The 24,652-nt window shown below is 67.1% G+C and carries 21 protein-coding genes; 4 read left to right on the plus strand and 17 right to left on the minus strand.

Annotated features, from left to right (window positions below):
* Positions 1–2 precede the first annotated feature (2 nt).
* The gene (locus EX88_RS24265; protein WP_152566071.1) at positions 3–1,385 is read left to right on the plus strand and encodes an XVIPCD domain-containing protein; all 1,383 of its coding nucleotides are present in this window, start codon (positions 3–5) and stop codon (positions 1,383–1,385) included.
* 141 nt (positions 1,386–1,526) lie between these two features.
* Here EX88_RS24265 and EX88_RS0102945 read toward each other — a convergent pair whose 3' ends face one another.
* The 3 genes from EX88_RS0102945 to EX88_RS0102955 all read right to left on the minus strand — a co-directional run bounded on the left by EX88_RS0102945 (position 1,527) and on the right by EX88_RS0102955 (position 3,674).
* Positions 1,527–2,324, minus strand: a complete 798-nt coding sequence (locus EX88_RS0102945; protein ID WP_031370516.1) for an alpha/beta fold hydrolase — start codon at positions 2,322–2,324, stop codon at positions 1,527–1,529.
* Between the two features lie 241 nt (positions 2,325–2,565).
* Positions 2,566–3,348, minus strand: coding sequence for an SDR family oxidoreductase (locus EX88_RS0102950; protein ID WP_031370517.1), 783 nt, complete (start codon positions 3,346–3,348; stop codon positions 2,566–2,568).
* Positions 3,345–3,674 (minus strand): nuclear transport factor 2 family protein, encoded by a 330-nt coding sequence (locus tag EX88_RS0102955; protein WP_031370518.1) that lies wholly within the window; start codon positions 3,672–3,674, stop codon positions 3,345–3,347. The genes EX88_RS0102950 and EX88_RS0102955 overlap by 4 nt, the downstream gene beginning before the upstream one ends.
* Positions 3,675–3,774: 100 nt before the next feature.
* On the opposite strand from EX88_RS0102955, the gene EX88_RS0102960 reads away from it, so the two are divergent.
* Entirely contained in the window at positions 3,775–4,710 is a 936-nt protein-coding gene (locus EX88_RS0102960) for a LysR family transcriptional regulator (RefSeq protein WP_036147918.1), read from the plus strand.
* A gap of 56 nt (positions 4,711–4,766) precedes the next feature.
* Here EX88_RS0102960 and EX88_RS0102965 read toward each other — a convergent pair whose 3' ends face one another.
* Entirely contained in the window at positions 4,767–5,768 is a 1,002-nt protein-coding gene (locus tag EX88_RS0102965) for an NADP-dependent oxidoreductase (RefSeq protein ID WP_031370520.1), read from the minus strand.
* Between the two features lie 141 nt (positions 5,769–5,909).
* Positions 5,910–6,698: an SDR family NAD(P)-dependent oxidoreductase gene (locus tag EX88_RS0102970; RefSeq protein WP_031370521.1), complete on the minus strand. Its 789-nt coding sequence runs from the start codon at positions 6,696–6,698 to the stop codon at positions 5,910–5,912.
* A 214-nt stretch (positions 6,699–6,912) separates the two neighbouring features.
* Here EX88_RS0102970 and EX88_RS0102975 point away from each other — a divergent pair, with 214 nt between their 5' ends.
* Positions 6,913–7,494, plus strand: coding sequence for a TetR/AcrR family transcriptional regulator (locus EX88_RS0102975; RefSeq protein WP_031370522.1), 582 nt, complete (start codon positions 6,913–6,915; stop codon positions 7,492–7,494).
* A 260-nt stretch (positions 7,495–7,754) separates the two neighbouring features.
* Here the strand turns inward: EX88_RS0102975 and EX88_RS23425 are convergent, their stop codons facing one another.
* Positions 7,755–10,049 carry a CocE/NonD family hydrolase gene (locus EX88_RS23425; protein ID WP_051884353.1) on the minus strand — a complete coding sequence of 765 codons (2,295 nt, stop codon included), beginning with the start codon at positions 10,047–10,049 and terminating at the stop codon, positions 7,755–7,757.
* A gap of 289 nt (positions 10,050–10,338) precedes the next feature.
* Here EX88_RS23425 and EX88_RS0102985 point away from each other — a divergent pair, with 289 nt between their 5' ends.
* On the plus strand, positions 10,339–11,169 hold the full coding sequence (locus EX88_RS0102985) for a S1 family peptidase (RefSeq protein ID WP_051884376.1): 831 nt from the start codon (positions 10,339–10,341) through the stop codon (positions 11,167–11,169).
* A 633-nt stretch (positions 11,170–11,802) separates the two neighbouring features.
* Here the strand turns inward: EX88_RS0102985 and EX88_RS0102990 are convergent.
* The 11 genes from EX88_RS0102990 to EX88_RS0103045 form a co-directional block, all read right to left on the minus strand.
* Positions 11,803–13,086 (minus strand): glutamate-5-semialdehyde dehydrogenase, encoded by a 1,284-nt coding sequence (locus tag EX88_RS0102990; protein WP_031370525.1) that lies wholly within the window; start codon positions 13,084–13,086, stop codon positions 11,803–11,805.
* Positions 13,083–14,309 carry a glutamate 5-kinase gene (gene proB, locus EX88_RS0102995; protein ID WP_051884354.1) on the minus strand — a complete coding sequence of 409 codons (1,227 nt, stop codon included), beginning with the start codon at positions 14,307–14,309 and terminating at the stop codon, positions 13,083–13,085. The genes EX88_RS0102990 and proB overlap by 4 nt, the downstream gene beginning before the upstream one ends.
* Positions 14,306–15,595 carry an argininosuccinate lyase gene (argH, locus tag EX88_RS0103000; protein WP_031370527.1) on the minus strand — a complete coding sequence of 430 codons (1,290 nt, stop codon included), beginning with the start codon at positions 15,593–15,595 and terminating at the stop codon, positions 14,306–14,308. Before argH ends, proB begins: the two co-directional genes overlap by 4 nt.
* Before the next feature lie 122 nt (positions 15,596–15,717).
* The gene (gene proS / locus EX88_RS0103005; RefSeq protein WP_031370528.1) at positions 15,718–17,046 is read right to left on the minus strand and encodes a proline--tRNA ligase; all 1,329 of its coding nucleotides are present in this window, start codon (positions 17,044–17,046) and stop codon (positions 15,718–15,720) included.
* Between the two features lie 184 nt (positions 17,047–17,230).
* Positions 17,231–18,202: an N-acetyl-gamma-glutamyl-phosphate reductase gene (argC, locus tag EX88_RS0103015; RefSeq protein WP_031370529.1), complete on the minus strand. Its 972-nt coding sequence runs from the start codon at positions 18,200–18,202 to the stop codon at positions 17,231–17,233.
* Positions 18,195–18,827 (minus strand): GNAT family N-acetyltransferase, encoded by a 633-nt coding sequence (locus EX88_RS0103020; protein ID WP_031370530.1) that lies wholly within the window; start codon positions 18,825–18,827, stop codon positions 18,195–18,197. The genes argC and EX88_RS0103020 overlap by 8 nt, the downstream gene beginning before the upstream one ends.
* 4 nt (positions 18,828–18,831) lie before the next feature.
* Entirely contained in the window at positions 18,832–20,160 is a 1,329-nt protein-coding gene (locus tag EX88_RS0103025; protein ID WP_031370531.1) for an acetylglutamate kinase, read from the minus strand.
* Positions 20,157–21,251 carry an acetylornithine deacetylase gene (locus EX88_RS0103030; protein WP_031370532.1) on the minus strand — a complete coding sequence of 365 codons (1,095 nt, stop codon included), beginning with the start codon at positions 21,249–21,251 and terminating at the stop codon, positions 20,157–20,159. Before EX88_RS0103030 ends, EX88_RS0103025 begins: the two co-directional genes overlap by 4 nt.
* 133 nt (positions 21,252–21,384) lie before the next feature.
* Positions 21,385–22,584, minus strand: a complete 1,200-nt coding sequence (locus tag EX88_RS0103035; RefSeq protein ID WP_031370533.1) for an argininosuccinate synthase — start codon at positions 22,582–22,584, stop codon at positions 21,385–21,387.
* Between the two features lie 125 nt (positions 22,585–22,709).
* Positions 22,710–23,708 carry an N-acetylornithine carbamoyltransferase gene (locus EX88_RS0103040; RefSeq protein ID WP_031370534.1) on the minus strand — a complete coding sequence of 333 codons (999 nt, stop codon included), beginning with the start codon at positions 23,706–23,708 and terminating at the stop codon, positions 22,710–22,712.
* A gap of 397 nt (positions 23,709–24,105) precedes the next feature.
* A complete protein-coding gene (locus tag EX88_RS0103045) occupies positions 24,106–24,573 on the minus strand; it encodes a hypothetical protein (RefSeq protein ID WP_031370535.1) in 468 nt (155 codons plus the stop codon).
* Between the last annotated feature and the right edge of the window lie 79 nt (positions 24,574–24,652).

The following is a 24,652-nucleotide window of genomic DNA, read 5'->3' on the forward strand; positions in this document are numbered from 1 at the left end:
ACATGGCTACACTTCAGGGAGATTTGGAAGCCAGGCAAAAGCTCGACGCGATGCTGGCTGAGTTCGAGCGACAAGCCCGAACCAATGACACGAACCCAGGCGAGATTTTTCGCAGCGTTCTCGATAGCACCCCGGGGCTCCGGGCGCAATTTCAGCTCGCCGTTGAGAAAGAACATCTGGTCGCGATAGAAGCCGAAACCGACCCGAGATTCAACGGCAGTTACGACAGTGCTACCCGCACCTTGCGCCTGTCGGCTGAGCAATTGAACGACGCCACTCCGGAGAATAAGCAGCCGGATGAATTTCAGGAAGCCACCAACTTCGTTCGCTACACCGCCGGTCACGAGATAGACCACGCGCTAACCCGCAACGAGAGTTTGCGGATGGAACAGCGCTTTCGAGAGCAGGTCGCAACAATCGCAAACGGCCCGTCGCCGCACGACTTTACCGGTCCGGTTAAGGAGTACAACCAAGGGGCGCGCGAGAGGGAAGCTCGGGCGGAGATCGCGGGGTTCAACACGATTGCAGCACAGGTAAAGCACGAGGAACCTGGGGCGACGTTGGAGGACGTGTATCGAGCTGATGGCGGCGCATCCAACTACATCGACAACAACAGCCAAGGGCCGTCGCCTTACGCCATGGATCAGGGCTTGCACATCAAGCCCGATTTGCAGTTGGACGCTGAAAAAAGCGTCGAAGCAATGGCACAAGTGTTCTACGACAAAGTCGGCGGCTACCCCGCCCGCAACATCGACTGGGCCTTCAGCGAAATCTACCGCCAGGAAGCCATCGCACAGGCCGCGCATCCCGGGCGCGACTTTCCTGAGATCAGGATCAATGCCCAGGCGCTCGGCGCGCAGGTGGTCGTGCCGCCCGACTTCATCGATACCAGCCGCGCGCCGGATAAGCCGGTGCCGCCTGTGGAGCGCCCTGCCACGCCCAACGCCAACGACCCCAGCCATCCGGATCACCCGCTGTTGGAGAAGATCCGGGGCAGCGTGCGAAGCCTGGAGCAGAGCATCGGCAAACCCTGGGACGAGCAGAGCGAGCGCATGAGCGCCAGCGCGCTTTCGCTGGCGGTCGCCAACCGGTTCGGCCCTGGCGACGACGTCAAGGTCACGCTGAACCGCCCCACCGCGCAGAACGCGGCGGGCGAAGTGCTGTTCGTGTACCGGGACGGGCGCGGCGCCTCTCCCGACCCGGCGGCCAACTATGCGCATATGCCGGTCGCTCAGGCTCTATCCGTCCCTGCGTCCGAGCGCTACGAACAGGCGCAGGCCATGCGCGAGACTCAGGCGGCCGAGCAACGCTCGCTGCGGGAAAGCGCGCAGCAGACACAGGGGATGGACGGACAGGCTCAGGGTGGGCCGCGGATGCAGCATTAGCCGGCGCAGCGGTGCAAGCGGTGTCCGCTTCCGGCCCGAAGCGGACATCCAGACGATGTCCGCCTCTAGTGCTCGCCGCACGTCCGGCCGATCTGCCGGCCGCGACGCGGTGTGTCGGCGCCGGGCATGTTGCGCTGGCGCTTACTTAGTCGAACGCGCCGTTTCCTTTGCCGCGCGCTCGATCGTGTCGGCGACCACTTTGGGCTGGGTCATGAACACCGCATGGCTGGCGGCGACCTTGGTGATGCGCGCTTCGATGCGCTCGGCCATATGGATGAGCATGGCCTGGTCGAACGCCTTGTCATCGGTGGCGATCACGGCCCAGCTGGGCTTCGTGCGCCAGGCGGCCTGCGTCAGCTTGGTCCCGAACACCGACATGTTGATCGGCACCTGCGAGTCGCGCAGAAACGCCGCGTCGGCATCGCTGGTGTCGTGGGCGAAACCTGCCTTGAACTTGGCGGGGCTGATGAAGCCGTAACCGTCGCTGCCGGTTTCGATGACGAACTCCGGCGTGGGTGCGAAACCGGCGTATTGCTGCGCGGTGGTTTCGCCGGCATCCGGCGCGAGCGCGGAGACATAGACCAAGCCCGCCACCTTGTCGTGGACGCCGGCTTCGGTGATGACCGTGCCGCCCCAGGAATGCCCAACGAGAATGGTGGGGCCGTCCTGGCGGTCGAGCACCCGCTGTGTGGCCTTGACGTCATCGGCGAGCGAGGTCAACGGGTTCTGCACGATCGACACGCGATAGCCGCGCGCGGTCAGCTCGTCGTAGACCGGGCGCCAGCCTGAGCCATCGGCGAAGGCGCCGTGCACCAGAACGACATTCTTCACCTGCGCCCCATCGTGGGCTGCGGGGGCTGCGGCATCGTGGGCTTGGGCAACGGGGGAGATGGTGGCCGCCAGAGCGGCGGCGAGCACTGCGGGGATGAGCTTGAGCATGGACGTGGCCTCGGGCGGTGGGCGGTGGGTGGTGGTAGTTCGATCTGCGGCATTGGCCGGCAGGGCTACTTTGCGGGGCGAGCCCGGGCCATCGGTGACCGAACGTCCTGATAACTTGACCGAACGTATTTATCAGCCGCGAACGGGAACCTGCCCGGATCGAGGGGCGAGTCAGCGGCAAGGCGTGCTCTCGCGAAACAACCGGGAACCGGGACGTCACCGATGCGGCCGGCCCGGGCGGCTACACCGTCGGCACGGTTCCGCCGTCGATCGTGTATTCCGTCCCCGAGATCGACGCGGCCCGGGGAGAGACCAGGAACGCGATAAGGTCGGCCACTTCACCCGGCTTGGCCGGGCGCCCCAACGGAATCCCGCCCAGCTCCTTCATGACCAACTGCTTGCCGCCTTCGTAGTCCGTGCCCGCATGGGCCGCGACGCGCTCGACCAACGCGACCGAAGCCTCCGTCTCGATCCAGCCCGGCGAGACACGAACCACGCGCACGCCCTTCGGCGTGACTTCCTTGGACAGCGCCTTGCTGTAGGTCGACAACGCCGCCTTGGCAGCGGCATACGCGGTCGTGGCGTCCGGCAGCGGCAGCGTGCGCTGGATCGAGGTGACATGCAGGATCACACCCGATCCTTGCGCGATCATCGCGGGCAGCAAGGCGCGATCCAGTCGCACGGCCGACATCAGATTCAGATCGAGCGCCTTCGCCCACTCCGCATCGTCCAGCGCGGCGAAACCGCCCGCCGGCGCCGACGATCCCCCTACCACGTTGATCAGGGCATCCACGCCACCGAGATGGCGCAGTGCCGCCTCCGCCGCTCGGCGAGCGCCTTCGGCCGTGGCCAGATCGGCCGCCATATAGTGCACATCGTCGATGGGCCGCTCCGGCTGCGAGCGCGCAGTCGCCACGATCTGTGCGCCGAGCTGGGACAACCGTTCGACGACGGCAGCGCCCACACCGCGCGAGCCGCCTGTCACCAGGACGCGCTTGCCGGCCAACTGCAGGTCGAAGCTCACGGCGCGATCTCCAGCGTGGCGATCTTGCCGCGCTCCAGGGTGAAGCCATAGCGCAGGTCCACCGGGCTGCCGGGGAAATTGCCGGCGACGCGTGCCGTCACGATGTAGGTGCGCTCCTGCTTCTCCAGCGTGTGGGGCTTGGCGGTATAGGTGTACTTGGCGGACGAGTCGGTCTTCCACGCTGCTATCGCAGCGAGGCCCGAGTGGGTCTTGCCCTCGTCCCGCACCAGCCCGTCTGTGGTGAAGCAGCGGGCGACCGCTTGCGCGTCCTGGGTGTCGGCATGGAAGTAGGCCGCGATCGGCTCGGGCAGGTTCAGATCGTTCATTGCAATGCTCCGGTTGGGTCCACGGAGCAAAGGTTGAGCCGTTCTCATAGATAAGAGAATCACCTACTATCTGATCAGGCTATGTAGAGATCAGTGCACAATGCGCGGCTCTGAATTTGCGGAACTCAAGGCCTTCGTGGCCGTCGTCGACCGGGCCAGCTTCGCCCGGGCCGCCGATCACTTGGGGCTGTCCCGATCCGCCCTCAGCCAGATCGTCCGCCAGTTGGAATCGCGCTTGGGGGTTCGCCTGCTGAACCGGACGACGCGCAGCGTCTCGCCGACCGAGCCGGGCCGCCGACTGCATGAGCGCATCGCCCCGATGCTCCGCGACATGGACGAGGCCGTTGCGCAGGCCGTGGGTACGAGTGCGCGTGCCGCGGGGACCCTGCGGATCAACACTCTCAGCATGGCAGCGAAGAAGGTGATCGCGCCGCGACTGGGTCGTTTCGCCAAGGCGCATCCCGATGTAGCGCTCGACATCGTGATCGACGATGGGCTGAGCGATATCGCGGGCGAAGGATTCGATGCAGGCATCCGCGTGGGCGGCCGCCTGCAGAAGGACATGATCGCGGTCCGACTTACCCCGGACATCGAACTGCTGGCCGTGGCTTCGCCCGACTATCTCGCCAGATGCGGCGAGCCCAAGACACCCGCCGACCTGAGCCATCACGCCTGCATCAACTGGCGTTTCCCGGGCAGCGGAAAGGTTGCAGGGTGGGCGTTCAAGAAGAAGGGGAAAGCGGTCGAATTTTTCGGTGAAGGCACCGTGACTTCCAACCATCAGGACATCGTCGTGCCCGCCGCGCTCCAGGGCCTGGGCATCCTCTATGCCTACAACGACGACGGCATTGCGCAGGCGCTGCAGGACGGGCGCTTGAAGCGCGTGCTTAGCGACTGGTCGCCGACGGTCCCCGGCTTGTACCTCTACTACTCCAGCAGACGTTACCTTCTTCCCGCACTCCGCGCGTTCATCGACTGCCTGCTCGATCGCGATCTCGGCAGCGAGGGTCCGTCGACGTCAGGAACCAGCCCCTGACCGATCCGGCGGCAGTGCCGACACTACCGAGGTCTGCGCGTCGATCTGCGCGCGAGCTACCTGATTTTCACCAGCACCTTGCCCTTGGCGCGCCCGCCGTCCGCGTAGGCCAAAGCCTCGTGCGTATCTTCGAACGGGAACACCCTGTCGACGACGGGGTGGATCGCGCCCGATTCGACGAGATGCGCGATCTCAGCCAATTGCGCCCCGTCGGCTCGCATGAAAACGAAGGTGTACTCGACATTCTTCCGCTTGGCCTTGTTGCGGATGCCACGGCTTAACAGGCGCGACACCAGCTTGATCGGCCAGGCCAGTCCTCGCGCGGCGGCGAACGCCGGCGTGGGCGGCCCGGAAATGGAAATGAGATGCCCGCCGGGCTTGAGAACCTGCAGGGATTTGTTCAGTTCGTCGTTGCCCAGACTGTTCAGCACCACGTCGTAGTCATGAAGCACGGTGGCGAAATCCTGCTGCTTGTAATCTATTACGACGTCCGCGCCCAAGGCCTTCACCCAGGCGATGTTGGCCGTACTCGTGGTCGTGGCGACGAAGGCGCCCAGGTGCTTGGCGAGCTGGATGGCAATGCTGCCCACGCCGCCGGAACCGGCGTGAATCAGCACCTTCTGCCCTCTTTTCAGCTTGGCGGTTTGGACCAGCACCTGCCAGGACGTCAGGGCCACCAGCGGAAGGGAGGCGGCCTCGACCATGCTGAGGTTGGCGGGCTTGAGCGCCAGCGATGAGGCCTTGACGGCGATGAACTCGGCGAAGCCGCCGATGCGATCATCGTCGGGGCGTGCATACACTTCGTCGCCCGGTTTGAACTGGTGCACGCGCGCGCCAACGCGCACGACCGTACCGGCGACTTCGTTGCCGAGAATCAGCGGGAAGCGATAGGGAAGAATCAGCTTGAACTCGCCGCTCCTGATCTTGGAGTCCAACGGGTTGACGCCTGCGGCGTGGACCTGGATCAGGACATCATCGTCGCGCAGGTCCGGCTCGGGCATGTCGCCGATGCGGCCGGTTTCTTGCTTGCTGTACCGGTCGATGATGAAGGCTTTCATGTCGTGTCTCTGGGTGGGGTGTCCGGCCAGGCCGCCGACGTCGATCGACCCGTTGGGCGCGTTCCGACAGGTCGTGCCCGACGCCGGGCGTGTGTCGAGTCTGGCCGGGTCACACAAGGTGCGGTTTGCCGTACGACCGCCTTAGACGGCGGTGCGATAGCGCTCCGCGGCCTGTGCCTGCCGGATGTCCGTGAGCAGGGCCTGACGCGTGGCATCCAGGGTGTCCCAGCGTGCGGCAACATGCAGTGGCGGAATGGTGACGGCCTCGCGGCGATCGAAGCCGACCAGGGCCGCATCGACCAGTTCGCCCGTGTCCATCACCTCGGGCAGCGTGTTGATGTCGATGCCGGCGCGCTCCCATATCTCGGTGCGCGTGGCGGCAGGCAGAACCGCTTGCACGTAGACGCCCTTGGGCGCGAGCTCCAGGCTCATTCCTTGGGACAGGAACAGCACGAAGGCCTTGGTCGCGCCGTATACGGCCATGCCGAGCTCCGGCGCCAGGCCGACTACCGAGCCGATGTTCACGATCGCGCCTTCGCCTGCAGCGACCATTCGGGCGGAGGCGGCGACGGCCAGGCGGGTCAGCGCGGTCGTGTTCAACGTCACCAGTCGTTCGATGCTGTCGGCCGATTGATCGATGAAACCGCCGGACTGGGCGATGCCCGCGTTGTTGATGAGGATGCCGATGCGGGCGTCGTCGCGCAGGCGCGCTTCGACGGTGGCCAGTTCATCGTGCTGGGTGAGATCGGCCGGCAGTACATCGACCGCGACGGCGGTTTCCTGGCGCAGGCGAGCTGCCAGCGCTTCCAGTCGTGCCTTGTCGCGTGCGACCAGCACGAGGTTGTGGCCGCGCCGTGCGAAGCGCTCGGCATAGACGGCGCCGATGCCGCTGGAGGCACCGGTGATGAGGACGGCAGGGCGTGTGGTCATGGTGCGCTTCTCTGGAATTTTGGTGGGGGGCATGGGAGGTGGGGCGTATCGGGCCAGGTGAGCCGGGAATGACGTTCGTTTCCCGGTCCCTGCCTGACGACGGTCATAATGATGATGACTGTAATCTTTAATGTCAATAGTTTGATGATGAACATCATCAATATGGTAAAATGCGCCGCTGCCGTTGGCAGGCAGGGCATCCAGAGACACGGCAATGAAGGTCACCAAGGCACAAGCGCAGGCAAACCGGGCGCGCATCGTCGAAACCGCGTCCACCCTGTTCAGGGAACGGGGTTACGACGGCGTGGGCGTAGCGGACCTGATGGCGGCCGCCGGCTTTACCCACGGCGGCTTCTACAAGCATTTCGGCTCCAAGACCGATCTGATGGCGGAAGCGGCGAGCTGCGGTTTAGCGCAGTCCGCGGACGTCGCGGCGGGCGTCGATCTGAAGGACTTCGTCGAGCTTTACCTCTCCCGAGAGCATCGCGACAAGCCGGGCGACGGCTGCACGCTGGCCGCGCTATGTGCGGATGCCGCGCGTCAGCCGGAATCGGTCAAGGCGGCCTTTGCCGCCGGTATCGAGCGCCAGCTGGCGGCTCCGGCCCGCCAAACAGGGCGGCCGGTCGACGACGCGAACAGCGAGACGCGCGCGCGCCGAATCGCCCTGATGGCGCAGACCATCGGCGCGGTGGTGTTGTCGAGGTCCTGCCCCGACGATGCGCCGCTGGCGGACGAAATCCTGGAGGTCTGTCGGGCGCGCCTCTTTGCGCAGCTGTCGGACGAAGGGCTTATCTAGACAGCCCTTCCGGGATCGTTAGAGGTTCACCGCGAGCTCGCATGCATCGCCAAGCGGTTTGACGGCTCAGACAGGTCGAACAGACCGCCCATGCGTCTTATGCCTCCCTGCCCTGTGCCTTGGCAGGTGTCTGCTCATCACCGAAAGCAGACGCATGCCGTCGCATCGGCCGGAGCCGCTTGCGGCGAGTTGCGGCGAGCGAAGCGCCTGCCGCTAACTCCAGCTCGCGCGACAGCGGTCCGTTGTCTTGTGCGTCGCGTTCAACGGCTCAGCGGAATCTCCAGATAACTGCCGCCGTACCAGCGCACCCGCACCGGTTCACCGGCATCGGCGATGCTCTCCCCTGCCACCGCCTTGCCGCTGCCGTAGTTGATCTCCTGCTGCGGGTTGCGCAGCACGCTCACCACCGCCACCAGCCGGCTGCCGGGCTGCATGCGCTTGCTGGTGGCGCGGCCGGCTTCGAAGTCGAGCACGGTGCGATGGTCGGGTTGCAACAGTTGCCGGCGGCTGACGTCGCCGACGTAGCTGGCGCGCGATTGGTAGCGCGAGAGTTCGAAATAGCGTTGGTCGGGCAGTTGTTCGTACAGCGAGATGTTGAAGTCGAAGTCGCGCTTGTTGGTTTCGACTTCCAGCCGGCCGGAGAACAGGCCGCTGAATTCCTCGGCCTCTTTGAAGGGTTCGCTGACGAACACCAGGCTTTCGGCGGTGTCGAGTTCGCGGTCGACGATGCCGCCGCCGGGGACGATGCGGTCGGCGTCGCGGCGGTCGCGCAGGTCGATGGTCTGTTCGGCATAGCTGTCGGCCGCCGGCGCTAGCGCAGCGAAAGCATTGCGGCCGTCGCTGCCGGCGGCGCCGAGGTAGAAGCGCTGGCGCCGCTGCGCCATCGCCGCCAGCGAGGGCGCGTGCTTCCATTCGTTGGCGCCCATCACTTGGTAGTTGATGCGGTCGGCCAGCAGCGCGGGCTTGGGCGCGCCTTTGAACACGTAATCGAACCATTGGTAGCGCAGTTCGCCCAGGTCGATCTGCGCTTGCGGGTCGAGCGTGTAGCCGCGCAGTTCGGTGCCGGTGGCGACGGTGCCGCGCTGGCCGCTGACGTGGTTGTAGGGGCCGATCACCAGATAGTGCTCGGCCTGCGGGCGGTAACGATGGTGCTGGCGCAGGTAGTACAGCGCGCCGATCTGGGCGCCGTCGTAGTAGCCGGTGGTGGTCAGCACCTTCAGGTCCAACGCGGCGAATTCGTCGCGGTAGGGGATCATCGATTGCCAGTAGGCGTCGTAGTCCGGGTGCGAGAGCCAGCGCAGGTAGAGCGGATTGGGCGTGCCGTCGATCTGCGGCAGTTCGCGATACGGACGCCCGCTGAGATACCACTGACGGTGCATGCGGTTCCAGCGCGGGTAATCCTGCAGGGGCGCGTTGTCGACCTGACGATTGTTGGTGACGTAGAACGGCCAGTAGTACTGGAAGCCGTAGAAGATGCCGCCTTCCATCGGCACGTCGAGGCCGGGCGCGCCGGTCACCGAGGGCATCAGCGCTTTCAGGGCCTTGGGGCGGCGCTTGGCCGTGGCCCATTGGGTGAAGCCCTCGTAGCTGCCGCCGTACATACCGACGCGGCCGTCGCTCCACGGTTGCGCGGCGATCCAGTCGATCAGCGCCGCGGCATCGTCGCCGTCGTGTTCGTAGGGCGTCGGGCGGTCGGGGCTGCAGCCTTTGCCGCGGCTGTTGCCGATCACGCCGGCATAGCCGTGCGAGGCCGAGCGGCGCGCTTCGTTGAGGGTGGGGACCGGATCGGCGTAGATGGTGAAGTTCAGCAGGGTCGGCAAGCGCTCGGGCGCGCTGCGTTGGCGCACGATCAGCGCGCAGACGGTGGCGCCGTCGGGCGTGGTCACCGCGACATCGCGTTGGATCAGATAACGGCGCGCGTCGTCCGCGGCGATCAACGCCGGCAGTTGCGGCGCCAACGCCGCGTAGCTGCGTTCGACCTGGTAGCTGCGCAGCAAGGCCAGCGCGGCGTTGCGGTCCAGCGTGGGCTGTTTGTGCAGCGGCGCCAAGGCATCGGCCATCGCGCGCTGCTGCCGCGGCTGCTCTGCGGTCTCGAAGTTGAGCACGCGCATGGCCACCGCGGCGCTGCGGTCGTCCATCGTCGCGATCGATTCAGCGAAGGCGCGCGGCAGGGCCTGCTCGAAGCTCAACCCCTGCCCCGCCTGCAGCGCCTTGGCGCGGGCGTACAACCGGTATTGGGCGAGGTTGAGCCGCACCGGCACCGGGCCCTGGGTGGCGGTGGCGGCGAGTTCGTCGAGGCTGCGTTCGGCCGCAGCGTAGTCGCCGGCCACCAGTTGCAGGCGGAAGCGTTGGTTGAGGTCGCGGCTGCGATCGGGGTCGCGATAGTCGGCGAGCAGTTGCCGGGCCAGCGACGGCATGGCGGCGTCCAGGCGCTTCGCATCGTCGGCGACGATGGCGGGCAGCGCGTAGGACGCGGCGGTTTCGGCCGCGCGGGCAGCGGAACCGCACAGGCCGACGGCGGCGATGGCCGACATGAGGATGATCGATCGCAGCATTTGCCCTCCCAGGCGTGCATGTATCCCTGACTGGATGGCGCCAGCGGCGGAATCGTCGCATAACCGACACCGCCGCGAACGAATACACGATTACGCCGGCTCGCTGGCTGTAGGAGCGGCGTGAGCCGCGACCCGGGATCCCTGCTTGCGGCGCTCACTGGAAAGCCCACGGTCGCGGCTTGCGCCGCGCCTATAGGGGCGGGCTGCGACCGAATGTCCCAGGACGGGCATATAGCCAAGGTCGCGCCGCGGGCCCGACAATGGCGCTTTCCGACAATGGATGTTGCGCATGCGTGCTGCCGCCCTGCTGCTTGTCCTGGCATCGTTCGGTGCCGACGCGATCGTCGTTCGCGACGATGTCCCGGATTTGCGCTATCGGATGGCGGTCTCCGAGTTCCCGGCGCTGGCGGACATGCCTGGCGAGGGCCATGGGGTGCTCATCGCGCCGCAGTGGGTCGTTACCGCCGCCCACGCCGTCGCCTGGCAGCACGCTGTCGATGAGGTGGTCGTCGGCGGCACGCCGCGTGCGGTACGCCGCATCGTCGTCCATCCGGGTTGTAAGCAGCCGCCTCAGGCGATGATCGACGCCGCGTTGAAATCGGGCGATTGGGAGGCCTTCTTCGCGTTCGCCGCCACCTCCGACGACATCGCCTTGATCGAACTTGCCGAGCCGGTGCGCGATGTCGCGCCCGCGGACATCTACCGCGGCTCGGCATTGGGCAAGGTCATTCGGATCATGGGGCGCGGCGCCACGGGGACGGGTTCGAAGGGCCATTCGCTGCATGGACCGAACCGGACCGCCCTGCGCCAGGGCTACAACCGGATCGGCATCGAGGAAACCCGCTGGATCGGCTACACCTTCGACGCACCGCCGAAGGCGCTGCCCCTGGAGGCCTCGGCCGGTAGCGGGGACAGCGGCGGGCCGATCCTGGTCGCGGTGGACAAGCAATGGCAGGTCGCAGGCGTAACGGCGTGGAAGCGTGGCCTGGTGGAGGGCACCGAACTGCGCCCGGGGCGATACGGCGAGACCAGTTACGGCGTGCGGTTGGGGAACTACGTAGGCTGGATCGAAGAGACGATGACGGTGGGTGGGGATTCCGGGAAATCCGCCGGACGTTGAAGCGGCACTGGCGACGGGGATAGGAACGCCGGTGGATCGCTGCCTGATGTAGGCGAATCGCTTCCTGTAGGAGCGGCGTCAGCTGCGACTGCGAACCCCGGCGTGCGGCGCAAGCTGAAACCCCGCGGTCGCGACTTGCGTCGCTCCTACAGGGGGCCCAGACGGCTGCGCGGTTTTTTTCGGATGCAAAGCCGGCGGAGATAGGACCGCCGGTGAATCGCTTCCTGTAGGAGCGGCGCGAGCCGCGACCGCGAATCCAGGCGTGCGGCGCGAACTGGAAACCCCGCGGTCGCGACTTGCGTCGCTCCTACAAGGGGCCCAGACGGCTGCGTGGTTTTTTGGGATGCAAAGCCGGCGGAGATAGGACTGCCGGTGAATCGCTTCCTGTAGGAGCGGCGCGAGCCGCGACTGCGAATCTTGGCGTGCGGCGCGAGTTGGGAACCCCGCGGTCGCGACTTGCGTCGCTCCTACAGGGGGCCCAGACGGCTTTGCGGTATTTTTGGATACAGGTGAATCGCTCCCTGTAGGAGCGGCGCGAGCCGCGACTGCGAATCCTGGCGTGCGGCGCAAGCTGGAACCCCTGCGGTCGCGACTTGCGTCGCTCCTACAGGGCCCAGTCGGCCGCGCGCGGGGTCAGCGGTTCTGCGACTCGGGGTGCCGCACCTGCCCTTCGCCGCGCACGACGAAACGCTCGATGGTCAGCGACTCCACGCCCATCGGGCCGTAGGCGTGCAGGCGCGTGGTCGAGATGCCGATCTCGGCGCCGAGGCCGAGCTGGCCGCCGTCGTTGAAGCGCGAGGAGGCGTTGACCATCACCGCCGAACTGCGGGTGCCGCGGACGAACGCATCGGCGGTGGCGGCGTCTTCGGTCGCGATGACTTCGGTGTGGTCGGAGCCGAAGCGGGCGATGTGCGCGAGCGCTTCGTCCAGCCCATCGACCACTTTCGCGGCGATGATCAGGTCGAGGTATTCGGCGGCGTAGTCGCCCTCATCGGCGGGCTGCACCGTGCCGGCCGGCAGGTCCGCCGCGAGCGCGCGCGTGCGCTCGCAGCCGCGCACCTGCACGCCGCGCCCGGCCAGCGCGACGAGCGCGCGCGGGACGAAATCGGCGGCGATGTCGCGATGCACCAGCACGGTTTCCAGCGCGTTGCACACGCCCGGCCGCGAGGCCTTGCCGTCGATCAGCAGGCCGAGCGCGAGGTCGAGGTCGGCGGCGCGGTCGACATAGAGATGGCACACGCCCTTGTAGTGCTTGATGACCGGCACCCGGGCGTGTTCGGCGACGAAACGGATCAGCCCCTCGCCGCCGCGCGGAATCGCCAGGTCGACCAGGTCCGACAGTTGCAGCAGTTCGAGCACGTGCTCGCGCGCCGGGTCTTCGATCAGCGACACCGCCGCGGCAGGCAAGCCCTGCTCGCGCAAGGCCGCATGCAGGCAGGCGGCAATCGCGGCGTTGCTGGCGCGCGCTTCCGAGCCGCCGCGCAGCAGCACTGCGTTGCCGGCTTTCAGGCACAGCGCGGCGGCATCGGCGGTGACGTTGGGGCGCGCCTCGTAGATCATCGCGATCAAGCCCAGCGGCACGCGCTGGCGTTCGATCACCAGGCCATTCGGCCGGGTTTCGCGACGAGTGACTTCGCCAAGCGGGTCGGCCTGCGCCGCCACTTCCCGCAGCGCCGCGGCGATCGCGGCCAGGCGCGACGGGTCGAGGCGCAGGCGGTCGAGCATCGCTGCGCTCAGGCCGGCCGCTTCGCCGCGACCGAGGTCTTCGGCATTCGCGCTGAGAATGCTGTCGCTGGAAGCATCCAGCTGCGCCGCCATCGCCTCGATCAGGCGGCGGCGCGCGTCGCCGTCGAGCGCGGCGAGGACGACGGAGGCGTCGCGCGCCTGTTGGGCCAGGGCCCGGACATAACCGCTCATGGCAAGACTTCCTTGGGCAACTCGGTGACGGCGCCGGGACCGGCGTCGCCATTGGAACTCTGGGACGGCGCGCTGGCGCGATCGAGCAGCACCAGATCGTCGCGATGCACCACCGATTCACCGTAGCGGAAACCGATCAGCGCCTCGATATCGCGGCTGTGGCGGCCGGCGATCCGGCGCACCTCGCCGGCGTTGTACTGGACCAGGCCGCGCCCGAGCACCGCGGCGGCATCGCCGACGCTGCGCAGCTCGACCACGTCGCCGCGGCGGAACTCGCCTTCGGCCGCGACCACTCCGCCCGGCAACAACGAGGCGCCGCGATCGTGCAGGGCCGTCGCCGCGCCGGCGTCGATGCGCAGGCAACCGCTGGCCGGCGCATGCCGCAGCCACTGCTTGCGCGCACGCAAACGGTCGCTGCGCGCCGCCACCAGGGTGCCGTGCAAGCGGCCTTCGCCGAGCGCGGCGACCACTTCGGCATCGCGGCCGCAGAACAAGGCGGTGGCGATGCCGGCGGTGGCGGCCTTGGCCGCGGCTTCGAGCTTGGTGCGCATGCCGCCGGTGCCGAGCGTGCCGGCACCGCCGCTGGCGGCGTCGAGCAGTTCCGGCGTGACCACGGCGACCTGCGCAATCGGCCGCGCCGACGGATCGCGCTGCGGATGGCCGCTGTAGAGGCCGCCGATGTCGGTCGCGATCAGCAGCAGGTCGGCGTCGACCAGTGAGGCGACGGCGGCAGCGAGGTTGTCGTTGTCGCCGAGTTTCAATTCGTCGACGGCGACGGTGTCGTTCTCGTTGATGACCGGCAAGGCGCCGAGCCGCAGCAGCTCGCGCAACGAAGCGCGCGCATTGAGATAGCGGCGGCGGTTGCGCAGGTCGTCGTGGGTCAGCAACACCTGCGCCACCGGCACCGGCGACAGGCCCTGCCAGAACGCGATCAGCGAGGCCTGGCCCAGCGAGGCCAAGGCCTGCCGCAACACCAGGCCATTGCCGCCGGCCTCGATGCGGCTGCGCCCGGCGGCGACCGCGCCGGACGACACCAGCACCACTTCGCGTTGTTGCGCGCGCGCTTCGGCGATGAAGCGCGCCAGCCCGGCCGCATAGCGCGGGTCGAGCCCGCCGCCGGCCTGATCGGCGAAACCGGCCAGCAGACTGCTGCCGACCTTGAGCACAGCGCGACGCCAGTTCGGCAAAGGCTGGGCGATGAAATCCTTTGCCGCGACGCTCATGTCAGTGCCTGCAAGCGTCTGCGCAGCACGTCGAGGCGCAGGTCGGCGGATGCGCCGGGCGAAACGCGCGCGGCCAGACTGGCTTCGGGATCGCCTTCGGCCCAGCGCGCCGGATCGGCCGCCTGCTTGTAGGCGTCGCGGAACGGCACGCCTTGACGAGCCAGGTCCACGGCGAGGTCGGTCGCGTACATCGACGGGTCGAGCGCGGCGCGCAGGTTGTCGGGTTTCCACTCCAGATTGCGCAGCAAGTCCGGCAACAGTTCGAGCGCGGCCAGGCCGCGGCCGAAGGCGTGGAAGATCGCGCCCTTGGAGAACTGCAGGTCGCGGTGATAGCCGGACGGCAACGACAGCAGATGCTCGATCTCCGAGCGTGCGGCGGCGACGCTCGCGTAGCTCGCGCGCATCAACTCGATCACGTCCGGGTTGCGCTTGTTCGGCATGATCGAGCTGCCGGTGGTGTACTCGGCCGGCAGCGCGACGAAGGCGAACTCGGCGGTGGTGAACAGGCTCAGGTCCCAGGCCAGGCGGCGCAGGTCGAGCACCGCGGTCGACAAGGCGTCGATCGCGCCGAGCTCGAACTTGCCGCGCGACAGCTGGGCGTAGGCCGCCGACACCTGCAGGCGGCCGAAACCGAGCGCCGTGGTGGTGTGGTCGCGCGCCAGCGGCAGGTTGACGCCGTAACCGGCGGCGCTGCCGAGCGGATTGGCGTCGACCCAATCGAGGGTCTGCTGCGCGCGCACGGCGTTGTCGATGAAGCCTTCGGCCCAGGCGCCCCACCACATACCGGCCGAGGACACCACCGCGCGCTGCAGATGGGTATAGCCCGGCAACGGCAACTGCGCTTCGGCTTCGGCGCGGGCCAAGGCGACCTCGGCGGTCTCGCGGCACAGCGCGTACAGATGCGACAGGCGATCCTTGAGCCAGAGCCGGGTCGCGACCAGGATCTGGTCGTTGCGGCTGCGGCCGGTGTGGATCTTGCGGCCGGCATCGCCGAGGCGTTCGATCAAACGGCCTTCGATCGCCGAATGGCCGTCCTCGAAACGTTCGTCGAGGACGAAGCGGCCGGCGCGGAAGTCCTCGGCCAGCACGTCGAGCTCGCGAGTCAGGCCGGCCAGCTCGTCGGCGCTGAGGATGCCGATCTGCTGCAGGCCTTGCGCATGCGCGGCGCTGGCCTGGATGTCGAACAGGAAGAATTCGCGGTCGAGGATCACGTCCGCGCCGGCGAGGAAGTTCTGGATGCGCGCGTCGACCTTGACGCCGGGTTTTTGCCAAAGCAGATCGGACATGGGGGCGGCTCGCGGGGGGCTGGAGGTTGGTGTGGGGGTGAGGAGTGAGGAGTGAGAAATGAGGAGCGAGGAACCAGGAACTGGGAACTGCAAGCAACGCTTTACTCGTTACTCGCTCCTCTTCACTCGTTCCTCGCTTCGATCCGCGCCGGCACGTCGGCCGGCGTCAGTTCGCTGCGTTCGCCGCTGGCGCGGCGCTTGAGTTCGACGATACCGCGATCCAGTCCGCGCCGGCCCACCACGACCTGCCAAGGCAGGCCGAGCAGGTCCATGCGCGCGAACTTGACCCCGGCGCGTTCTGGGGTGTCGTCGTGCAATACGTCGATGCCGCGCGCTTCGAGCTGCGCTTGCAGTTCGACGCAGGCGGCCTCGACTTGCGCATCGGCCGGGTCGAGATTGACCAGGCCGACGCGGAACGGTGCGACCGCATCGGGCCAGACGATGCCGCTGTCGTCGTGGCCGGCCTCGATGATCGCACCGAGTAGGCGCGACACGCCGATGCCGTAGGAGCCGCCGTGGATCGGCCGCTCGTCGCCCTCGGGCGTGGTCACCAGCGCCTTCATCGGTGCCGAGTATTTGGTGCCGAAGTAGAACACCTGCCCGACTTCGATGCCGCGGGTCTGCACGCGTTGTTCGGCCGGCACCTCGCGCTCGAAGCGGTCGATGTCGTGGACGTCCTCGGTGGCGGCGTAACGCGCGGTCCAGGCCTGCACGATCGGTTCCAGGTCGCCTTCGTAGTCGGTGTCGTCGCCCGGAATCGGCAGATCGAGCACGGCGCGATCGCAATACACCGCCGACTCGCCGGTCTGCGCCAGCACCAGGAACTCGTGCGAGAGATCGCCGCCGATCGGGCCGGTCTCGGCGCGCATCGGGATCGCGCGGATGCCCATGCGGGCGAAGATGCGCAGGTAGGCGACGAACATGCGCCGGTACGACCGGCGCGCCGCGGCTTCGTCCAGGTCGAAGGAATAGGCGTCCTTCATCAGGAACTCGCGCCCGCGCATGACCCCGAAGCGCGGCCGTTGCTCGTCGCGGAACTTCCACTGCACGTGGTACAGGTTCATCGGCAGCGCGCGGTAGGACCGCACGTTGGCGCGGAAGATCGCGGTGATCATGTCCTCGTTGGTCGGCCCGTACAGCAGCTCGCGCTCGTGCCTGTCCTTGATGCGCAGCATCTCCGGGCCGTAGGCGTCGTAGCGGCCGCTCTCGCGCCACAGGTCGGCCAGTTGCAGGGTCGGCATCAGCAGTTCGAGCGCACCGGCGCGGTTCATCTCGTCGCGGACGATGGCCTCGATCTTGCGCAACACCCGCAGACCGGCCGGCAACCAGGAATAGATGCCGGCGGCTTCCTGGCGGATCAGCCCTGCGCGCAGCATCAAGCGATGCGAAGCGATCTGCGCGTCGGCGGGGTTTTCCTTCAATGTCGGCAACAGGTAACGCGACAGACGCATGGCGACCTACTCCTGGGTTTCGAACGACTCACCGACCACCAACCTACTTACCGTCCCGCTCCCCCCCTTTGGAAAAGGGGGGTTAGGGGGGATTTGCTCTTGCTCTTGCTCGACCAACGACAAAAACAACGGCAACAGCAAATCCCCCCTGCCCCCCTTTTCCAAAGGGGGGAACGGCTTGGGGTTACGGTTGCGGTCGCGACTCCACTTCGATGCCGGCCAGCTCGTCGAAACCGAATGCCAGGTTGAGGTTCTGCAAAGCCTGCGTCGCCGCGCCCTTGAGCAGGTTGTCCAGGGTCGATACCACCACCACGCGGCGGCCGTCCTCGGACATGCTGAAGCCGCCGATGTCGACGTGGTGCTTGCCGGCGATCGCGCTGACCCACGGCGCCTCTTCCTGCACCCGCACCATCGGCTCGCCGTCGTAATGGCGGTGATAGTGCTCGACCAGTTCCTCGCGCTCGAAGCGGCGCGACAGATGCAGGTTCGAGGTGATGGTCAGGCCGCGGAAATGCGCGGCCACGTGCGGCATGAACTCGACCGGGTGGCCCAGATGGCGGGTGACTTCGCGCTCGTGCATATGCCCGGTCAGCGCGTACGGCATCAGGTTGTCGCGCAGCTTGTCGGGGTCGTTCTTGTCCGACGGCGAGGTGCCGGCGCCGGAATACCCCGACACGCCGAAGCACTGCACCGGGCCTTCGAGCACGTTGAGCAGCGGCGCGATCGCCAGTTGCATCGCGCTGGCGTAGCAGCCCGGATTGCTGATCCGGCGCTGGCCGTGGTACTGGGCGCGGGTCAGCTCCGGCAGGCCGTAATACCAGTGGTCGTCGAAGCGGTAGTCCGCCGACAGGTCGATCAGCACCGGCTCGGCGCCGACCGCATCGAAGGCGGCGACGCATTGCGCGGCCTTGCCGTTCGGCAGGGCCAGCACGATTGCGTCGGCGCCCAGGCCCGGCAGCTCTTCATGGCTCGGCGAGCTGTAGCGCAGGTCGCCGCCTTTGGCGGCGTACTCGGGAATATGGTCGGCGACCGGCTGCCCGACCAGTTCGCGCGAGGACACGAAGGCCAGCTCGAACTGCGGATGCGCGGCGATCAGCCGGATCAGGTCGGCGCCGACATGGCCGCGCGCGCCGACGATGCCTAGGGTCTTAGCCATGGGTCTTGCCTCCGGAAGCATGCTGTTCGAGCTTGTACCGCAGATTGCGTTTCACCGCCGGCCACTCGTTGTCGATGATCGAGAACGCGACGGTGTCGCGGCGGCTGCCGTCGGCATGGCGGCGGTGATTGCGCAGCACGCCGTCCTGCTTGGCGCCGAGGCGGGCGATCGCGGTGCGCGAGGCCAGGTTGAACCAACTGGTCTCGAAGCCGACCGCGATACAGTCCAGCGACTCGAAGGCATGCCCGAGCAATAACAGCTTGGCTTCGGTGTTCAGGCCGGTGCGCTGCACGCGCGGCGCGTAGAAGGTGTAGCCGATCTGCACCCGCGGCACGCTCGCGTCCATGTCGTAGTAACGGGTGCTGCCGACCACCTCGCCGGCCGCATCGAGCACCGCATAGGCCCAGGCCGTGCCCTTGCCCTGCATCGCCAGGGCCGCATCGACATAGGCCTCGACGGCTTCGGGCGCCGGCACGTTGGTGTACCAGGCGCGCGCCAGTTCGCCGTCGGCCAGGGCCGTGCGCAGGCCGTCGGCATGCGCGTAGCTCAGCGGTTCGAGCGTCACGTGCTCGCCGCTCAATCGGATCGGCCTATGCCAGGCGGCGGCGGTGTGGTCCTCGCTCATCGGTTCAGTCCTGCAGGGTCGGATCGCGCTGGGAAGAAAACGCCACGCATTCGGCGATCTCGTCGAAACCGTTCATGCCGTACCAGAACACCTTCCACTTCTCCTGCTTGTAGCAGCCGTCGGACTCGGCGTAATAGAACGGATTGACCGGGTTGCCGTGGCGCGAGCGCCAGAACAGGCTCGGGTTCTGCTCGCGCATGACCTGCCACACAGCGCGGCCGAGGCCTTCGCCCTGGGCGTCGTCGAGCACGGCGAACTTGTCCAGGTAGGTATGGCCACCGCCATCGATCAGGATCACCGCGGCGCGGTAGTTCTCGCTGACGTAGGCGCGCTTGAGCGTGGTGGTGTCGAAGTAGTCGCCGACCAGTTTGCGCCCGAACGCGGACTCGATCAGGCTGCGCAGCCGCCCCAGGTCGAGCTGGTCCCAACGCTCGGCCTGCAGCACGCGTTCGCCGCGCCGCACCAGGGTGCCCGAGCCCTTGTGGGTGAACAGTTCCTTGGCCAGTTCGGCCGGCTTGGTGATCGACACCGACGAAGTCAGCGGCAACTTGTCCAGCAAATCCTTGATCTGCTCGATCTTGACCCGCATGCCGCCGTTGATCCACGGCTGCTGGATCAGGTGCTCGTACTCGGTCGACAGATTGATCGAGTCGATGACCCGGCCGTTGTCGTCGAGCAGGCCGCCGGTGCCGGTCAGGAACACGATCTTGTACGGCTGCAGCACCTGCACCAGCTCGTTGGCGGCGAAATCGGCGTTGACGTTGAGGATCTGGCCGCCGGCGGTTTCGCCGAGGCTGGCGATCACCGGGATCGAGCCGGCCTGCAGGCTGGCCTCGATCGGCGCCAGGTTGATCGCGCGCACTTCGCCGACCAGGCCATAGGTGTCGCGGTCGAGGTAGTCCGCCTCGAACACGCCGGAGATGATCGAAGTCGCGCGCGCATCGCCGGTCTGCAAGGCTTCGACCAGCTTGAGGTTCTGCGCCTGGAACACGCGGCGCACGATCGCCAGCGCTTCCGGCGAGGTCACGCGCAGGCCGTTGACGGTCTGCTTCTCGATGCCGGCCGCGGCCAGTTCGGTGTCGAGCTGCGGGCCGGCGCCGTGGATCACGATCGGGGTCAGGCCGACGTCCTGCAGGAAGGCCAGCGACGAGGTCAGCGCGGTGAGATCGTCGCGCAACACCGCGCCGCCGACCTTGACCACCGCGAAGCGCTTGGCGTCGAGCTGGGAAAAACGTTTGAGGTACTGCGAGATCTCCTTCGCGCTGGCCATGCTCGAAAGCAGGCGCACGATGGTCTGTCGCGTTTGCAGGTGGGCGTCCATCGAAATGCTCATTGCGCGTTGTTGTCCATGATGCGGGCGACGCTGTCGGCGTAACGCTGCAGTTGTTCCAGGGCGACCCACTCGTCGGCGGTGTGGGCCTGGGCGATGTCGCCGGGGCCGTACACCATCGCGGTCAGACCGCCGGCCGAGAACAGCGAGGCCTCGGTCCAGAAATCCACCGCGTTGCCGATCGGCAGGTCGAGCGCGTCGGCAAGGTCGCGCGCTTCCAGGCGCCGTTGCTCGGCGCTGGCGACGTCGCCGGCCGGCAGCGAGGGGCCGCGGAAGGTTTCTTCGTAACTCTCGATGGCGCTGGCGTCGGCCATGCCGCGGAAGCCCTCGTGCAGGCCGTCGATCGATTGCGAAGGCAACGGCCGGAAGCCGAAACGCAGCTCGGCGCTCGGCGCGATCATATTGGCCTTGATGCCGCCTTCGACCCGGCCGATGTTGAAGCGCAGGCCGGTCAGGCCGCCGAAGCGCTGGTGCGACTGCGACTCGACGAAGTCCAGGGCCTTGCCGCCCCAGCGGATCGCCTGGTGCAAGGCGCTGGTCTGCATCGCGTTCGCGCCGGAAGCGTGGCCGGCGACGCCGCGGAACTTCAGCAGTACCGAGCTGATACCGCGATGGGCGAGCACGGCTTCGCACATCGTCGGCTCGGCGATGATGGCTTCGTCGAAACCGTGATCGGTGGCGAGGAAACCGGCGATGCAGCGCGGGTCGTTGGCTTCTTCGTCGGTGCTGAACAGGAACGCGGCATCGCCCTTGGTCGTCGCGGCGGCGGCGAGCAGGCCGGCGGCCGCGCCCTTGATGTCGCAGGCGCCCAGGCCGATCGCGCGGTCCTCGGTGACGCGCAAGGTATGCGGATCGGCGCTCCAGGCCTGCGACGACGGCACCGTGTCGAGATGGACGTTGAACAACCGCCGCGGCTGCCCGCGCACGGCCAGCATCGACACCGCCCCGGCGCCGTGGTCGACGACTTCGATGCGGAAGCCGTCGAGCTGGCTGCGCAGGTAATCGAAGATACCGCCGGTGCCGATCTCGCGCGGCGGATTGCGGGTGTCGAAGGACACCAGGGCATGCAGGTGCTTCAGGACTTCGGGGAGCATGGTTGGGCTCGAGTCTTTCGCTTGGGTGGCGGACGAGGAGTGAGGAGTGAGGAGTGAGAAGTGAGAAGTGAGGAGAGGTTAAGTTCGCTTTCGCTCACTCCTCACTCCTCTCCACTCACTCCTGGCAAGAGCATCAGCCCTTGCGGTTGATCTCCGCCCACAGCGTGCTGCTCATACCGAACAACTTGATGAAGCCCTCGGCCTCGGCCACGCCCCAGTCGGCGGCCTGAGCGTAAGTCGCGCCCTTGGCGTTGAGGATGTGCGTCGAGTTGATCGCCACCGCGTTGACCACGCCGCCCGAGGTTTCCAGCACCACTTCGCCGTTGACCGTGCTCTGCGAGCTGGCCAGGAAGGCTTCGAGGTCGGTCTTCAGCGGGTCGTGGAAGAAGCCTTCATAGACCAGTTCGACCCACTTGCGCGCCACGTCCGGCTTGAAGCGGTTCTGCTGCTTGCTCAGCACCGCCTCTTCCAGCGCGCGATGCGCGGTCAACAGCGCGATCAGGCCCGGCGCTTCGAAAATGATCCGCCCCTTGAGGCCGATGGTGGTGTCGCCGGTATACAGGCCGCGGCCCACGCCGTACTGCGCGAACAAACCGTTGAGCTTGGCCAGCAGCTTGTGGCCTTCGATCTTCTCGCCATCCAGCGCCACCGCTTCGCCGTTCTCGAACGTCAGCGTGACCTTCAACGACTGCGCCGGCCATTCCGCACGCGGCTTGCACCAGCCCACCGCGCCCTCGCCCGGCGCCTGCCAGCGGTCGATCTCGCCGCCGGACATGGTCAGGCCGAGCAGGTTCTCGTTGATCGTGTAGGCCTTCTGCTTGGCGCGCACGCCGAAGCCGCGCTCTTCCAGGTACTTCTGCTCGTAGGCGCGCACTTCGGTGTGTTCTTTCTGGATTTCGCGGATCGGCGCGACGATCTCGTAATCGCCGAGCGCCTTCACCGCCAGGTCGAAACGCACCTGGTCGTTGCCCATGCCGGTGCAACCGTGGGCGATGACCTTGCAGCCCAGCTCGGCGGCGCGCGCGAGCGCGGCCTCGACGATCAGGTAACGGTCCGACACCAGCAGCGGGTACTGGCCCTGGTAGCCCTCGCCGGCCCAGACGAAGGGCTTGACGAAGCCCGACCAGATCGCCGGGCCGCCGTCGACGGTGACGTGGCTGGCGACGCCGAGTTCGGCCGCGCGCTGCTCGATGAAAGCGCGCTCTTCGGCATCGACGCCGCCGGTGTCGGCGAACACGGTGTGCACGGCCCAGCCGCGCTCCTGCAGGTAAGGCACGCAGAAGCTGGTGTCGAGGCCGCCGGAGAAGGCCAGCACGATATTGCGATCAGTCATGGGGGTTTCCGGGGAAAGAAGTGAGTGAAAAGGAAAAGGAGTGAGGAGTGAGCAAGGGCGGGAGCGCGGGAGGGAGGACGAGCGAGCAGGAGCCCTGCTCACTCCTCACTCCTCTCCACTCACTCCTAGATCAGGGCGGCCATGATCGCCTTCTGCACGTGCAGGCGGTTTTCGGCTTCGTCGATGGCGATGCACTGCGGCGAATCCATCACCGCGTCGGTGGCCTTGACGTTGCGGCGCAGCGGCAGGCAGTGGCTGAAGACGCCGTTGTTGGTCAGCGCCATCTTGGCTTCGTCGACGATGAAGTGCTGGTACTGGTCGCGGATGGGCTTTTCGGGGCCCCAGTTGCCGAAGTACGGCAGTGCGCCCCAGCTCTTGGCGTAGACCACGTCGGCGCCGCGGTAGGCGCTTTCGATGTCGTGGCTGACCTGCAGCGAACCGCCGCTTTCGGCCACGTTCTGCTCGGCCCAACCCATGTAGCGCTCGTCGAGCACGTACTCCGGGGTCGGGCACAGCAGGGTCACGTCCATGCCCATGCGTGTGGCGATGGTCAGGGCGGAGTTGGCGACCGCGGTGTTGAGCGGCTTGGGGTGATAGGTCCAGGTCAGCACGTACTTCTTGCCGCGCAGGTCGCTGGTGCCGAAGTGCTCCTGCAGGGCCAGCGCGTGGGCGAGCTCCTGGCAGGGATGGGTGATGGTTTCCATGTTGATGACCGGCACCGGCGAGTACTTGGCGAAGCTCGCCAACACCTTGTCCTGGCGGTCGTTGGCCCAGTCGACGAACTTCGGGAACGCGCGCACGCCGATCAGGTCGACGTAGCGGCCGAGCACCTTGGCCACTTCGGCGATGTGCTCCTCGGTGTCGCCGTCCATCACCGTGCCCAGCTCGAACTCGATCGGCCAAGCGTCCTTGCCGGGCTGCAGGACCACGGCATGGCCTCCGAGCTGGAACGCGCCGAGCTCGAAGCTGGTGCGCGTGCGCATCGACGGATTGAAGAACACCAGCGCGATCGACTTGCCCTTGAGGTGGTCGCCGAGCTTGCTGCGCTTGAACGCGGCGGCCTGCGCCAGCAGCGCATCGAGGTCGGCGCGCGACCAGTCCTGGGTGTTGAGGAAATGCTTCATTGGTCAGCTCGAGAATGGGGAATCGGGAATGGGGAATCGGTTAGAGCGGTTGCGCTGTGGCCGGCAGTCGCGAGAGGAGACGGATAACGGCGTACTGCTCTGCCATTCCCGATTCCCCATTCCCGATTCCCGACCCGAAAAACAAAAAAGCCCAGCGCTAAGGCTGGGCTTTTCGTGTGTGGTGCTTGTTACACGAACGACGGCGAGCGCCGTCACCCAGCTGATTGGCAGGGCAACGGTCGACGCGCGCGCGAGGTCATGCCCGCCGCCATGTAGGCAGAGGTCAGGATGTCGGCGTCGGCGTAGTTCGGGTTCATGAGGCCGCGAATGCTCGCATGGGCAGGCCCGGGGCGCAAGCCGGCCAAGCCAGGTCAGGCCCGCTCCAGGCCGGTCGGGATCAGCGCGAGGTGCTGATCGGGGTGATGATCGGGGTCACCGCGACCCGGATCCGCAGCTTGTTGCCGGGGTCTTCGGGCAGGCGCGAGCGGAACCGGCTGCCCTTGTAGACGTAGTCGACGTCGTAGGCGATCGGGCGGCGGAACTCGCGCTCGACCGGCACCGGCTTGCAGTTGTCGCCGGTGCTGGGCTTGGGATTGCGCTCGCGGCCGAGGGCTTCGCGGACCGCGCCGACTACCCGCGACAGGCGCGAATCCTCGGGGGTGGGCGGCTCCGGCTCGCACTGCTGCTCGACCGTGGTGGCGCGCAGGGTCTGGTAGACCGGCGTCACCTTCAGCACCTGGGCGTAGTCGAATCGCACGTTTTCGGCCTGGATGACCGTGTGCTGGGCCGCCGCCGGGATCGTCCACAGGCCAGCCAGGGCGCTGGCGAGCACCAGGATCGAAGCCTGCAGGACGGTTCGGTTCATCGGGCTCGCGGAGTGGGATTCGTAAACAAAGTGTAAGAGCAGTGTCCGCTCACGGCCTGAATCCCGCCTTTAGACCTTG

The sequence above is a fragment of the Lysobacter antibioticus genome, from assembly GCF_000731095.1.
Classification (GTDB): Bacteria; Pseudomonadota; Gammaproteobacteria; order Xanthomonadales; family Xanthomonadaceae; genus Lysobacter; species Lysobacter antibioticus_B.

Bases quoted from the DNA above. Each gene is read 5' to 3' on its own strand.
- EX88_RS0102990 (WP_031370525.1), bottom strand. From the start codon at position 13,086: ATGAGCGGTTATGTCCGGGCCCTGGCCCAACAGGCGCGCGACGCCTCC.
- EX88_RS0103040 (WP_031370534.1), bottom strand. From the start codon at position 23,708: ATGAAGCATTTCCTCAACACCCAGGACTGGTCGCGCGCCGACCTCGAT.
- EX88_RS0102965 (WP_031370520.1), bottom strand. From the start codon at position 5,768: ATGAAAGCCTTCATCATCGACCGGTACAGCAAGCAAGAAACCGGCCGC.
- argH (WP_031370527.1), bottom strand. From the start codon at position 15,595: ATGTCCGATCTGCTTTGGCAAAAACCCGGCGTCAAGGTCGACGCGCGC.
- EX88_RS0102985 (WP_051884376.1), top strand. From the start codon at position 10,339: ATGCGTGCTGCCGCCCTGCTGCTTGTCCTGGCATCGTTCGGTGCCGAC.
- proS (WP_031370528.1), bottom strand. From the start codon at position 17,046: ATGCGTCTGTCGCGTTACCTGTTGCCGACATTGAAGGAAAACCCCGCC.
- EX88_RS0103020 (WP_031370530.1), bottom strand. From the start codon at position 18,827: ATGAGCGAGGACCACACCGCCGCCGCCTGGCATAGGCCGATCCGATTG.
- EX88_RS0102960 (WP_036147918.1), top strand. From the start codon at position 3,775: ATGCGCGGCTCTGAATTTGCGGAACTCAAGGCCTTCGTGGCCGTCGTC.
- proB (WP_051884354.1), bottom strand. From the start codon at position 14,309: ATGAGCGTCGCGGCAAAGGATTTCATCGCCCAGCCTTTGCCGAACTGG.
- argC (WP_031370529.1), bottom strand. From the start codon at position 18,202: ATGGCTAAGACCCTAGGCATCGTCGGCGCGCGCGGCCATGTCGGCGCC.
- EX88_RS0102945 (WP_031370516.1), bottom strand. From the start codon at position 2,324: ATGCTCAAGCTCATCCCCGCAGTGCTCGCCGCCGCTCTGGCGGCCACC.
- EX88_RS0102970 (WP_031370521.1), bottom strand. From the start codon at position 6,698: ATGACCACACGCCCTGCCGTCCTCATCACCGGTGCCTCCAGCGGCATC.
- EX88_RS0103025 (WP_031370531.1), bottom strand. From the start codon at position 20,160: ATGAGCATTTCGATGGACGCCCACCTGCAAACGCGACAGACCATCGTG.
- EX88_RS0103035 (WP_031370533.1), bottom strand. From the start codon at position 22,584: ATGACTGATCGCAATATCGTGCTGGCCTTCTCCGGCGGCCTCGACACC.
- EX88_RS0102975 (WP_031370522.1), top strand. From the start codon at position 6,913: ATGAAGGTCACCAAGGCACAAGCGCAGGCAAACCGGGCGCGCATCGTC.
- EX88_RS0103045 (WP_031370535.1), bottom strand. From the start codon at position 24,573: ATGAACCGAACCGTCCTGCAGGCTTCGATCCTGGTGCTCGCCAGCGCC.
- EX88_RS0103030 (WP_031370532.1), bottom strand. From the start codon at position 21,251: ATGCTCCCCGAAGTCCTGAAGCACCTGCATGCCCTGGTGTCCTTCGAC.
- EX88_RS24265 (WP_152566071.1), top strand. From the start codon at position 3: ATGGCTACACTTCAGGGAGATTTGGAAGCCAGGCAAAAGCTCGACGCG.
- EX88_RS23425 (WP_051884353.1), bottom strand. From the start codon at position 10,049: ATGCTGCGATCGATCATCCTCATGTCGGCCATCGCCGCCGTCGGCCTG.
- EX88_RS0102955 (WP_031370518.1), bottom strand. From the start codon at position 3,674: ATGAACGATCTGAACCTGCCCGAGCCGATCGCGGCCTACTTCCATGCC.